The organism is Pseudomonas gingeri, from assembly GCF_013386165.1.
In the GTDB taxonomy this organism is placed as follows: domain Bacteria; phylum Pseudomonadota; class Gammaproteobacteria; order Pseudomonadales; family Pseudomonadaceae; genus Aquipseudomonas; species Aquipseudomonas gingeri_C.
Map to the genome: position 1 here is coordinate 330,406 of NZ_JACAOS010000001.1, position 12,671 is coordinate 343,076.

The following is a 12,671-nucleotide window of genomic DNA, read 5'->3' on the forward strand; positions in this document are numbered from 1 at the left end:
GGCGACGTTGTTGAACGACGTCGCCCGGCAGGCTCAGGTTCAGGCCTTGGCGCGGTCCAGCAGGTACTGGGTCAGCAGGGGCACCGGACGGCCAGTGGCGCCCTTGTCCTTGCCGCCGCTGGTCCAGGCGGTGCCGGCGATGTCCAGGTGGGCCCAGTTGAACTGTTTGGCGAAGCGCGACAGGAAGCACGCGGCGGTGATGGTCCCGCCTTTCGGCCCGCCGATGTTGGCGATGTCGGCGAACGGGCTGTCCAGTTGTTCCTGGTACTCATCGAACAGCGGCAGTTGCCAGGCGCGGTCGTCGGCTTGACGGCCGGCGCTGAGCAGTTGCTCGATCAGTTCGTCGTTATTGCCCAGCAGGCCCGAAGTGTGGGCGCCGAGGGCGACGACGCAAGCGCCGGTCAGGGTGGCGATGTCGATTACCGCCTGGGGCTTGAAGCGTTCGGCGTAGGTCAGTGCGTCACACAGCACCAGGCGGCCTTCGGCGTCGGTGTTGAGGATTTCCACGGTCTGGCCGCTCATGGTGGTGACGATGTCGCCCGGACGGGTCGCGCCGCCGCTCGGCATGTTCTCGGCACAGGCCAGGATGCACACCAGGTTGATCGGCAGTTGCAGGGCGAGCACGGCGTGCAGGGTGCCGAACACGCTGGCGGCGCCGCCCATGTCGTATTTCATCTCGTCCATGCCCGGGCCAGGCTTGAGGCTGATGCCGCCGGTGTCGAAGGTGATGCCCTTGCCGACCAGGGCAAACGGCTTCTCGGACTTCTTGCCGCCGTTGTATTGCATGACGATCAGGCGTGGCGGCTGGTCGCTGCCCTGGCCGACGGCGTAGAACGAGCCCATGCCCAGTTCCTTGATCTTCTTCTCGTCAAGGATCTCGACCTTCAGGCCTTTGTTCGCCTTGCCGAGGTCCTTCGCCTGTTCGGCGAGGTAGCTCGGGTGGCAGATGTTCGGTGGCAGGTTGCCCAGGTCGCGGGTGAAGGCCATGCCGCCGGCGATGGCGCGGGCGTGGCTGACGGCGCGTTCGACTTCGGCTTGCGCGGCCTTGATGGTCACCAGGGTGATTTTCTTCAGGGCGCGGGGTTCGGCTTTCTGGCTCTTGAACTGGTCGAAGTTGTATTCGCCGTCCAGCAGGCTTTCGGCCAGCAGGCGGGTCTTGCCGTAGCTGTCGCGACCCTTGACCACGACTTCGTCGAGGGCCAGCACGGCGTCGTTGCCGCCCAGGCCCTTGAGGGTGGCGAGGATCGAGGCAACGGCTTTGCGGAACGGGCGGTCGCCGAGTTCGGCGTCCTTGCCCACGCCCACCAGCAGCACGCGTTCGGCCTTGAGGTTGGGCAGGCTGTGCAGCAGCAGGCTCTGGCCGACTTTGCCGGCCAGGTCGCCGCGCTTGAGGATGGCGCTGATGGCGCCGCCGCTGAGTTCATCGATCTTGCTGGCGGTGGTGCCGAGCTTGCGGCCTTCGCCGACGGCGAGCACCAGGGTGGCGGTTTTCAACGTTTCTGGGCTGACGCTTTTTACAACCAGTTCCATGTCCGGGTCCCTGAATATTAAGGTCGAAGGGCGCAGAGACAGCTCTGCACCGGGGCGGGGCGACGCAATGGCGTGGCCTCCGGCAAAGGCCGCAGTTTGAACCTCGGCGCTGGCCGGGGGCAAGTCCCAATACGGATCGGTTATGGCCCGACGGGGCGCCATCTATAAGTGCGCAGTGACAGCCGGGAGCAATCACAGGATAATGCGCCTCTTTTTGGACGGCTCGCTGCGGCGGGCCCTCTGTCGGTGCCTGTGTTCGCTTTGTTCGGCCACCTTAGCCTGACAACCCTGGAGTGTCTGGTTTGATTGTTTTTCGTTATCTGTCCCGCGAAGTCTTGATCACCTTGAGCGCGGTCAGCGCCGTGCTGCTGGTCATTACCATGAGCGGACGCTTCGTCAAATTCCTGGCCCAGGCCGCCTCGGGCCAATTGGACCCGGGCTCGCTGTTCCTGATCATGGGCTTTCGCCTGCCCGGCTTCCTCCAGCTGATCCTGCCACTGGGCCTGTTCCTCGGGATCCTGCTGGCCTACGGCCGGCTCTATCTCGAAAGCGAAATGACTGTGCTGTCCGCCACCGGCATGAGCCAGCAGCGCCTGCTGGGCATGACCATGGCACCGGCGCTGCTGGTGGCCTTGCTCGTCGCCTGGATCAGCCTGAGCCTGGCCCCCAAGGGTGCCCTGCAATTCCAGTTGCTGCTCAACCAGCAGGACGCCATGACCGAGTTCGACACCCTGGTGCCCGGCCGTTTCCAGGAGCTCAACGATGGCTCGCGGGTCACCTATACCGAACGCCTGTCCGATGATCGGGCGAACCTGGGCGGTGTGTTCATCTCGGAAAAACGCTTTGGCGTGAACAAGAAGGACCGTGGCATTTCCGTGCTGGTGGCCGAGAAGGGCCGCCAGGAAGTGCGTCAGGACGGCAACCGCTACCTGATCCTCGAAAACGGCTATCGCTACGACGGCAGCCCTGGCATGGCCGATTACCGGGCGATCAAGTACGAAACCTATGGCGTCATGCTGCCCAAGCCCGAGATCAGCGAAGAAGTCACCGACCGTGATGCGATGATGACCTCGACCCTGTTCGGCAACCCGGACCTGAAAGCGGTCGCCGAGCTGCAATGGCGCCTTTCGCTGCCCCTGCTGGTGTTTATCGTGACCCTGATGGCCGTGCCGCTGTCGCGGGTCAACCCTCGCCAGGGCCGTTTCCTCAAGCTGCTGCCGGCGATCCTTCTTTATATGGCCTACCTGACCATGCTGATTTCGGCCCGTGGTTCGCTGGAGAAAGGCAATCTGTCTCCGGCCTTGGGCATGTGGTGGGTGCACGGCCTGTTCCTGGCCATCGGCCTGTCGCTGCTGTATTGGGAGCCCCTGCGTTTGAAACTGGCGAGTCGTCGCACTGTGAAGGAGATGGCTCGTGGTTAAGCTCGATCGCTACATCGGTAGCAGTGTGTTCATGGCGATCCTCGCCGTGCTGGGGATCATCCTCGGGCTGGCCTCGCTGTTTGCCTTTATCGATGAGATGGGCAACATTTCCGATACCTATACCTTGGCCGATGTGTTGAGTTTTGTGGTGCTTACCGCGCCGCGCCGGGTCTACGACATGTTGCCGATGGCCGGTCTGATCGGTTGCCTGATCGGCCTCGGCAGCCTGGCCAGCAACAGTGAGTTGACCATCATGCGTGCGGCGGGCGTGTCCGTTGGGCGTATCGTCTGGGCGGTGATGAAGCCGATGCTGCTGCTGATGCTGATCGGCGTGCTGGTCGGCGAGTACGTCGCCCCGGCCACCGAGAGCAAGGCCCAGGCGGCCAAGGCCCTGGCCCAAGGCTCGGGGGATGCGCAGAGTTCGCGCAACGGCCTGTGGCACCGCCAGGGTGACGAGTTCATCCATATCAACGCCGTGCAACCCAACGGCCTGCTGTATGGCGTGACTCGCTATCACTTCGACAGCGAGCGCCACATGCTCTCGTCGAGCTTTGCCAAGAAAGCCCACTTCGACAAGGACTTCTGGGCGCTGACGGATGTCACCACCACCTATTTCCGTGACGGCCACACTGAAGTGATCAACGTGCCGGAAGAGCGCTGGGACGTGGCCTTGAGCCCGAACCTGCTGAGTACCGTGGTGATGGTGCCCGAGGCCCTGTCGATCAGCGGCCTGTGGAGCTACATCCACTACCTGGCGGACCAGGGCCTGGCGAACGGTCGCTACTGGCTGGCGTTCTGGGTCAAGGTCCTGCAACCGCTGGTGACTGCGGCACTGGTTCTGATGGCGATTTCCTTCATCTTCGGCCCGCTGCGTTCGGTTACCCTGGGGCAGCGGGTGTTCACCGGCGTGCTGGTGGGCTTCACTTTCCGCATCGCCCAGGACTTGCTGGGGCCGTCGAGCCTGGTGTTCGGCTTCCCGCCCCTGCTGGCGGTGGTAGTGCCGGCGGCGATCTGCGCGGTGGCCGGTTTCTGGCTGTTGCGACGGGCCGGATGATGAAGCGATTGAGCGCTGATTGATCCAGGAAAAAGCCTCTGTCCAGTGACCGAGGCTTTTTTGTCTGTGCCGCCGGGCCTGTTCACGTGACGCCTTGGTCGCGCATCAGGTACAATTCCCGGCTATTTTTCGGCGGGCAGTCTGCCTGCAACCTTTTTGAGTGTTGATCCGTGAGTGATTTGAGTCATATCCGCAATTTCTCCATCATCGCCCACATTGACCATGGCAAGTCGACTCTGGCCGATCGCTTCATCCAGATGTGCGGCGGCCTTGCCGAGCGCGAGATGGAAGCGCAGGTGCTGGATTCCATGGACCTCGAGCGCGAGCGCGGGATCACCATCAAGGCCCATAGCGTCACCCTGTACTACACGGCTCGCGACGGCATCACCTATCAGCTGAACTTCATTGATACCCCGGGCCACGTCGACTTCACCTACGAAGTCAGCCGTTCCCTGGCGGCCTGTGAAGGTGCCTTGCTGGTGGTGGACGCCGGCCAGGGCGTTGAAGCCCAGTCCGTTGCCAACTGCTACACCGCGATCGAGCAGGGCCTGGAAGTCATGCCGGTGCTGAACAAGATCGACCTGCCCCAGGCCGATCCGGACCGCGTGAAGGAAGAGATCGAGAAAATCATCGGTATCGATGCCACCGACGCCGTCACCTGCAGTGCCAAGACCGGCCTGGGTGTCGACGAAGTGCTCGAGCGCCTGGTGACCACCATTCCCGCGCCGACCGGCAATATCGAAGATCCGCTGCAAGCGCTGATCATCGACTCCTGGTTCGACAACTACCTGGGCGTCGTGTCCCTGGTGCGCGTGCGCCACGGCCGCGTGAAGAAGGGCGACAAGATCCTGGTCAAGTCCACCGGCAAGATGCACCTGGTGGACAGCGTTGGTGTGTTCAACCCGAAACATACCGCCACCGTCGACCTGAAAGCCGGCGAAGTGGGCTTTATCATCGCCGGTATCAAGGACATCCACGGTGCGCCGGTGGGTGACACCCTGACCCTGAGCACCACCCCTGACGTCGACGTGCTGCCGGGTTTCAAACGTATCCAGCCGCAGGTCTACGCCGGTCTGTTCCCGGTCAGTTCCGACGATTTCGAAGATTTCCGCGAAGCCCTGCAAAAGCTCACGCTGAACGACTCCTCGCTGCAGTACACCCCGGAAAGCTCCGATGCCCTGGGCTTCGGCTTCCGTTGCGGGTTCCTCGGCATGCTGCACATGGAGATCATCCAGGAGCGCCTGGAGCGCGAGTACGACCTGGACCTGATCACCACTGCACCGACGGTAATCTTCGAGTTGGTGCTGAAAAACGGCGAAACCATCTACGTCGACAACCCGTCCAAGCTGCCGGACCTGTCGGCCATCGAGGATATGCGCGAGCCGATCGTCCGGGCGAACATTCTTGTGCCGCAGGAGCACCTGGGCAACGTCATTACCCTGTGTATCGAGAAGCGCGGCATTCAGCACGACATGCTGTTCCTCGGTTCGCAGGTGCAAGTGACCTACGATTTGCCGATGAACGAAGTGGTCCTGGACTTCTTTGACCGTCTCAAATCCACCAGTCGCGGCTATGCTTCGCTGGACTACCATTTTGATCGTTACCAGTCGGCCAACCTGGTCAAGCTGGATGTCCTGATCAACGGTGAAAAGGTCGACGCCCTGGCGTTGATCGTGCATCGTGATAACGCGCATTACAAAGGTCGTGCGTTGACCGAGAAGATGAAAGAACTGATTCCTCGTCAGATGTTCGACGTTGCCATCCAGGCCGCCATTGGCGGGCAGATCGTGGCGCGGACAACCGTCAAGGCCCTCAGAAAGAACGTACTGGCCAAATGCTATGGCGGTGACGTCAGCCGTAAGCGCAAGCTGTTGGAAAAGCAAAAGGCCGGTAAGAAACGCATGAAGCAAGTAGGTAACGTGGAAATTCCACAGGAAGCCTTCCTTGCAGTGCTCAGGTTGGATAGTTAGGTCCTATGTCACTAAATTTCCCGCTGTTGCTGGTCATCGCCGTCGCCGTCTGTGGTGTCTTGGCGTTGTTCGATCTGGTCTTTCTGGCGCCTCGTCGGCGTTCCGCTATCGCTGCCTATCAGGGCAGCGTGACGCAGCCCGATGGCGATGTGGTCGAAAAACTGAGCAAGGAGCCTTTGCTGGTTGAATACGGCAAATCCTTCTTCCCGGTGTTGTTTATCGTGCTGGTGCTGCGTTCGTTCCTGGTGGAACCGTTCCAGATTCCGTCCGGCTCGATGAAGCCGACCCTGGATGTCGGTGACTTCATCCTGGTGAACAAGTTTTCCTACGGGATTCGTTTGCCGGTGATCGACATGAAGGTCATCAAGGTCGGTGACCCGCAGCGCGGCGATGTGATGGTGTTCCGTTACCCGAGCGACCCCAACGTCAACTACATCAAGCGTGTAGTCGGCCTGCCGGGCGACGTGGTGCGCTACACCGCGGACAAGAAGCTGTTCGTCAACGGCCAGCCGGTGGCTGAGCAATTGGTCGGCGCCGAGCCGGGCATGCTCGGCAGCGCGGAGCTCTACAAAGAGCAACTGGGCGCCGCCGAGCACCTGATCCGCAAGGAAATGGGCCGTTACCGCGCGCCGCCTGATCATGAGTGGACCGTCCCGGCGGGCCATTACTTCATGATGGGCGACAACCGCGACAACTCCAACGACAGCCGCTACTGGGATGATCCGAACATTCCCAAGGAGCTGCTGGGCATGGTTCCCGACGAGAACATCGTCGGCAAGGCCTTCGCGGTCTGGATGAGCTGGCCCGAACCGAAACTCAGCCACTTCCCGAATTTTTCCCGGGTCGGTCTGATCAAGTAACCAAACCCGGCGCTGTGAACACAGCGCCGAGTGCTTTTTCAGGTGCCGCAGGACCATGAAGATGACGTCTGCTCGCTCGCAAAAAGGCCTGTCGTTTTTTGGCTGGTTGCTGACCCTGGCTTTAGTCGCCTTTGCCGCCAGCGTGGCGTTGAAGGTGGTCCCGCATTACCTCGACTACCTGTCGATGAAGAGAATCATCATGTCGGTGGAAACCGACAAGGCGGCGGATATCACCACCGTCAACGACTTTTATACCCATGTTACCCGCGGCATGCAGGTCAACAGTATTCAGGATTTGGATTTGGACAAGGTGTTAAGCGTGACGTTGGAGAACAACCGGTTCCTCGCGCACTTGAAATATGAGCAGCGTGATCCGCTGATCCAGAACATCGATCTGGTGGTCAAGTTCGACCACGAATTCAGCGTGGCCAAACCGTGAGCGTTTCTTTAAACCGTCTCGAGCGCCAGCTCGGCTATACCTTCAAGGATCAGGAGCTGATGCTCCTGGCCCTGACCCACCGCAGTTTTGCCGGGCGCAACAACGAACGCCTGGAATTCCTCGGTGATGCCATTCTCAACTTCGTGGCCGGTGAGGCGCTGTTCGAGCGTTTTCCCCAGGCCCGCGAAGGCCAGTTGTCGCGTTTGCGCGCGCGTCTGGTGAAAGGTGAAACACTGGCGGTACTGGCTCGGGGGTTCGAGTTGGGCGATTACCTGCGCCTGGGTTCCGGCGAATTGAAAAGCGGTGGTTTTCGCCGTGAGTCGATTCTCGCCGATGCCCTGGAAGCCCTGATCGGCGCCATTTACCTGGATGCCGGCATGGAAGCCGCGCGGGACCGGGTGTTGGCCTGGCTGACCTCGGAGTTCGACAGCCTGACGCTGGTGGACACCAACAAGGACCCCAAGACCCGGCTGCAGGAGTTTCTCCAGTCCCGGGCCTGCGACCTGCCGCGTTACGAAGTGGTGGATATCCAGGGTGAGCCGCACTGCCGGACGTTCTTCGTCGAGTGCGAGATCACCCTATTGAATGAAAAAAGCCGAGGTCAGGGTGTGAGCCGTCGTATTGCCGAACAGGTAGCGGCGGCATCGGCACTGATTGCCCTGGGCGTGGAGAATGGTAATGACTGATTCAACGGCAACACGCTGCGGCTACGTCGCCATCGTCGGCCGGCCGAACGTGGGCAAGTCCACGCTGCTGAACCATATTCTCGGGCAGAAACTGGCGATCACCTCGCGCAAGCCCCAGACCACTCGCCACAACATGCTCGGGATCAAGACCGAAGGCGCCGTGCAGGCGATCTACGTGGACACCCCGGGCATGCACAAGGGCGGCGAAAAGGCCCTGAACCGTTACATGAACAAGACTGCTTCGGCGGCGTTGAAAGACGTCGACGTGGTGATCTTCGTGGTGGATCGGACCCGCTGGACCGATGAGGACCAGATGGTCCTGGAGCGCATCCAGTACGTTGAAGGCCCGGTGATCGTGGCCTTGAACAAGACCGACCGGATCGAGGACAAGGCCGAGCTGATGCCGCACCTGAGCTGGTTGCAGGAGCAGTTGCCGAAGGCGCAGATCGTGCCGATCTCGGCGCAGCACGGGCACAACCTTGAGCACCTGGAAAGTCTGATCGCCTCGCACCTGCCGGAAAACGATCACTTTTTCCCGGAAGACCAGATCACCGACCGTAGCAGCCGTTTCCTGGCCGCGGAACTGGTGCGTGAGAAAATCATGCGTCAGATGGGCGCCGAGCTGCCGTACCAGATCACCGTGGAAATCGAAGAGTTCAAGCAGCAGGGCAAGACCCTGCATATCCATGCGTTGATCCTCGTCGAGCGTGATGGCCAGAAGAAGATCATCATTGGCGACAAGGGCGAGCGTATCAAGCGCATCGGTACCGAGGCGCGCAAGGATATGGAACTGCTGTTCGATTCGAAGATCATGCTCAACCTGTGGGTCAAGGTGAAGGGTGGCTGGTCCGATGACGAGCGTGCATTGCGTTCGTTGGGTTACGGCGACCTGTAACCCGAGGGGTCCCGCGCGCGGGCTTGTTGTGGCGAGCGGGCTTGCCCGCGCTGGGCTGCGAAGCGGCCCTAAAACCAGCGATCGCGGTGTGTCAGGTAGAACGCGGTGATCGGTTTTGCGACTGCTTCGCAGTCGAGCGCGGGCAAGCCCGCTCGCCACAATTAAGCCGTCGCATCCTTCAGAGACATTTATACGCCGATGTCCGCTAACCCACCTCCCAGCCAACCGGCCTACGTCCTGCACTCCCGTGCCTATCGCGAAAACAGCGCGCTGGTGGACTTCATCACTCCGCAGGGTCGCCTTCGCGCCGTGCTGCGCAGTGCGCGGGGCAAGGCCGGCACCCTGGCGCGGCCCTTCGTCCCCCTGGAAGTCGAGTTTCGCGGTCGCAGCGAGCTGAAGAACGTCGGCCGGATGGAAAGCGCGGGTGTCTCCACCTGGCTGGTGGGCGAGGCCCTGTTCAGCGGTCTCTACCTCAATGAGCTGTTGATCCGCCTGCTCCCCGCCGAAGACCCACACCCCGCGGTCTTCGACCACTACGCCGCGACCCTGCTGGCCCTGGCCGAAGGCCGAGCCCTCGAACCCTTGCTGCGCTCCTTTGAATGGCGGCTGTTGGACGACCTCGGCTACGGCTTTTCCCTGGACCTGGACATTCACGGCGAACCCGTGGCGGCGGACGGCTTGTACCGCCTGCAAGTCGACGCGGGCCTGGAGCGGGTCTACCTGTTGCAACCGGGCTTGTTCCAGGGCACCGAGCTGCTGGCCATGGCCCAGGCCGACTGGACGGCGGTGGGTGCGCTGTCGGCGGCCAAGCGCCTGATGCGCCAGGCCCTGGCAGTGCATCTGGGCGGCAAGCCGCTGGTCAGTCGCGAGTTGTTTCGCAAGTCCTGAGCAGGGGGCGGGCCGACTCATGGGGGTCAGGACCTCGACGCCGACTGCTGCTTCTGTGACGGCTCAACGCCCCGGTCATAACCCTCCACATGCGCATTCGCCTCACAGAACGGGCCGTAAAGGCCACGGCTGACGTGTATGCTGTGCGTCGAATCTTCCACTCTTCAGGAGTCTTTCCGTGAGCACCAGCACTCGTATCCTTCTCGGCGTGAACATCGACCACGTCGCCACCCTGCGTCAGGCCCGGGGCACACGTTATCCCGATCCGGTCAAGGCTGCGCTGGATGCCGAAGAGGCGGGCGCCGACGGCATTACCGTGCACCTGCGTGAAGACCGCCGACATATCCAGGAGCGCGATGTGCTGCTGCTCAAGGACGTGTTGCAGACGCGGATGAACTTCGAGATGGGCGTGACCGAGGAGATGATGGCGTTTGCCGAGCGCATTCGTCCGGCGCATATCTGCCTGGTCCCGGAAACCCGTCAGGAACTGACCACTGAAGGTGGCCTGGACGTGGCGGGGCAGGAAGAGCGGATCAAGGCGGCGGTGGAGCGTTTGAGCAAGATCGGCAGCGAAGTGTCGCTGTTCATCGATGCTGACGAGCGGCAGATCGCCGCGGCCAAGCGTGTCGGGGCACCGGCTATCGAATTGCACACCGGGCGTTATGCCGATGCCCATACCCCGGCTGAAGTGGCCGAAGAGCTGAAGCGGATCGCCGATGGCGTGGCGTTTGGCGTGGCCCAGGGCTTGATCGTCAATGCCGGGCATGGCCTGCATTACCACAACGTTGAAGCCGTGGCGGCGATCCCGGGGATCAACGAGCTGAACATCGGTCATGCGCTGGTGGCGCACGCGCTGTTCGTCGGGTTCAAGGGCGCGGTGTCGGAGATGAAGGCGCTGATCCTGGCGGCTGCGCCGAAGGCCTGATATCCCCCGGGAATCCCCAATCCGGTCGACGCTCGATTGCTCGCGATGACGTCCGTAAAGACGATACGAGGCTCAAGGGCCTCATCGCTGGCAAGCCAGCTCCTACAAAGACCTCGGCAGCACGATATTTTTGGGTGAGACGCGGTCCTGTAGGAGCCGGCTTGCTGGCGATGGCGTCCGCAAAACACTGCAAGGCTCAAAGGCCTCATCGCTGGCAAGCCAGCTCCTACAAAGACCTCGGCAGCACGATATTTTTGGGTGAGACGCGGTCCTGTAGGAGCCGGCTTGCTGGCGATGGCGTCTGCAAGAACACTGCAAGGCTCAAAGGCCTCATCGCTGGCAAGCCAGCTCCTACAAGGAGCGTGTCGATCGCCATTGTGCGTAAGCGGGCAAGACGGGATCTGCCGGGGAGACGGTCCCGGTCACAGCTGTGGCGGCTGCTCGGTCGGCTTGGTCTTGTCCACACCCGGCACATGCAGGTTGCTGTCCGCCACCTGGCTGCCTTCCAGCTGCGGCTGGGTCACCCAGGTCAGGATGTCGTAGTAACGGCGGATGTTGGCGACGAAGTGCACCGGCTCGCCGCCCCGCGCATAACCGTAGCGGGTCTTGCTGTACCACTGCTTCTGCGCCAGACGCGGCAGCATCTTCTTCACGTCCAGCCACTTGTTCGGGTTCAGGCCTTCCTTCTCGGCCAGCTTGCGCGCATCGTCCAGATGGCCGCTGCCGACGTTGTACGCCGCCAGGGCAAACCAGGTGCGGTCCGGCTCTTCAATCTGTTCGTCCAGCTGATCCTTCATATACGCCAGGTACTTGGCCCCGCCGCTGATGCTCTGCTTCGCATCCAGCCGGTTGGACACGCCCATCGCCTGGGCCGTGCTCTGGGTCAGCATCATCAGGCCGCGTACGCCGGTCTTGGAGGTGACCCCCGGTTGCCATAGCGATTCCTGGTAACCAATGGCCGCCAGCAGCCGCCAGTCGACTTTCTCTTCCTTGGCCGACGCCCGGAAATGCTTCTCGTACTTGGGCAGCCGCTGCTGCAAGTGCTGGGCGAAGGTATAGGCGCCGACGTAACCCAGTACATCGACATGCCCGTAATAACGATCTTTCAGGCGTTGCAAGGTGCCGTTCTTCTGCACCTTGTCGAGGTAGGCGTTGATCTCGTTGAGCAGGCTGTTGTCTTCCCCCGCAGCCACCGCCCAGCGCTGGCTGCGGGCGTCGCCGAGGTCGAAGGCGACCCGCACGTTGGGGAAGTAGACCTGGTTCATCGCCACTTCGTTGGAGTCCACCAGGGTCAGGTCGATCTGACCTTCATCGACCATGCGCAGCAGGTCGACCACCTCAACGGCGTCGGACTCTTCGTATTCGATAGCAGGATTCTGCTTTTTCAGCTCGGCGAGTTGTTCGGCATGGCTGCTGCCCTTGAGCACCGTGATGCGTTTGCCCACCAGGTCCGCCGGTGTGGTGGGGCGGGACTGGCCATTGCGATAGACGATCTGCGGGGTGACTTCGAGGTACGGGTGGGAAAAACGTGCTTGTAATTTGCGTTCGTCGCTGCTCACCAGACCGGCGGCCGCCAGCACCGGACCGTTGGGTTTGCCCAGTTGGCTGAACAGATCGTCGAGGTTGTCGGCGGTTTCGATCTCGAGCTTGACCCCCAGGTCATCGGCAAAGCGCTTGACCAGCTCGTACTCGAAGCCGGTTTCGCCGTTGCGATCCTGGAAATAGGTGGCCGGGCTGTTACGGGTGATCACCCGCAGTACACCGTCCTCCTTTACGCGCTCGAGTGTGCTGGGTTTATCAACACAGGCACCGAGCATCAGGAAGATTCCGGTTGCGATGAGCCACCTGGCACAGCGCGGGCGGAAAGCAGTAGGGAAGAACATTGGCGCAGTATACGCAAAGGACCCCGGCCGCCATATCTCGACAGAATCACGCCGGTCTGCTAGCGATCCCCGGGAAAGGCTGGAGGCTGTAGGAATGGGCTTTTGAGGGTGTATGAACTT

The 12,671-nt window shown here is 61.7% G+C and carries 11 protein-coding genes; 9 read left to right on the forward strand and 2 right to left on the reverse strand.

Annotation, left to right across the window (positions count from 1 at the left end; translation table 11 throughout):
• Positions 1–39 precede the first annotated feature (39 nt).
• On the reverse strand, positions 40–1,530 hold the full coding sequence (locus HX866_RS01390; RefSeq protein ID WP_177137805.1) for a leucyl aminopeptidase: 1,491 nt from the start codon (positions 1,528–1,530) through the stop codon (positions 40–42).
• A 302-nt stretch (positions 1,531–1,832) separates the two neighbouring features.
• On the opposite strand from HX866_RS01390, the gene lptF reads away from it, so the two are divergent.
• From lptF to pdxJ, 9 genes are all read left to right on the forward strand, one after another.
• Positions 1,833–2,951 carry an LPS export ABC transporter permease LptF gene (gene lptF, locus HX866_RS01395; protein ID WP_177093079.1) on the forward strand — a complete coding sequence of 373 codons (1,119 nt, stop codon included), beginning with the start codon at positions 1,833–1,835 and terminating at the stop codon, positions 2,949–2,951.
• Complete coding sequence (lptG, locus tag HX866_RS01400) at positions 2,944–4,005, forward strand: LPS export ABC transporter permease LptG (RefSeq protein WP_177093078.1); 1,062 nt, start codon at positions 2,944–2,946, stop codon at positions 4,003–4,005. Before lptF ends, lptG begins: the two co-directional genes overlap by 8 nt.
• Positions 4,006–4,175: 170 nt before the next feature.
• On the forward strand, positions 4,176–5,975 hold the full coding sequence (gene lepA, locus HX866_RS01405) for a translation elongation factor 4 (protein WP_177093077.1): 1,800 nt from the start codon (positions 4,176–4,178) through the stop codon (positions 5,973–5,975).
• A gap of 5 nt (positions 5,976–5,980) precedes the next feature.
• Entirely contained in the window at positions 5,981–6,835 is an 855-nt protein-coding gene (gene lepB, locus HX866_RS01410; RefSeq protein WP_177093076.1) for a signal peptidase I, read from the forward strand.
• Between the two features lie 61 nt (positions 6,836–6,896).
• On the forward strand, positions 6,897–7,274 hold the full coding sequence (locus HX866_RS01415; RefSeq protein WP_177093075.1) for a DUF4845 domain-containing protein: 378 nt from the start codon (positions 6,897–6,899) through the stop codon (positions 7,272–7,274).
• Positions 7,271–7,960, forward strand: a complete 690-nt coding sequence (gene rnc / locus HX866_RS01420) for a ribonuclease III (protein ID WP_177093074.1) — start codon at positions 7,271–7,273, stop codon at positions 7,958–7,960. The genes HX866_RS01415 and rnc overlap by 4 nt, the downstream gene beginning before the upstream one ends.
• Positions 7,953–8,855, forward strand: coding sequence for a GTPase Era (gene era, locus HX866_RS01425; RefSeq protein WP_177093073.1), 903 nt, complete (start codon positions 7,953–7,955; stop codon positions 8,853–8,855). The genes rnc and era overlap by 8 nt, the downstream gene beginning before the upstream one ends.
• A gap of 198 nt (positions 8,856–9,053) precedes the next feature.
• Positions 9,054–9,743, forward strand: coding sequence for a DNA repair protein RecO (gene recO / locus HX866_RS01430; RefSeq protein WP_177126469.1), 690 nt, complete (start codon positions 9,054–9,056; stop codon positions 9,741–9,743).
• 178 nt (positions 9,744–9,921) lie between these two features.
• Positions 9,922–10,668, forward strand: coding sequence for a pyridoxine 5'-phosphate synthase (gene pdxJ / locus HX866_RS01435; RefSeq protein WP_177093071.1), 747 nt, complete (start codon positions 9,922–9,924; stop codon positions 10,666–10,668).
• A 422-nt stretch (positions 10,669–11,090) separates the two neighbouring features.
• On the opposite strand, the gene mltF is transcribed toward pdxJ, so the two are convergent.
• On the reverse strand, positions 11,091–12,551 hold the full coding sequence (gene mltF, locus HX866_RS01440; protein ID WP_177137807.1) for a membrane-bound lytic murein transglycosylase MltF: 1,461 nt from the start codon (positions 12,549–12,551) through the stop codon (positions 11,091–11,093).
• Positions 12,552–12,671 lie beyond the last annotated feature (120 nt).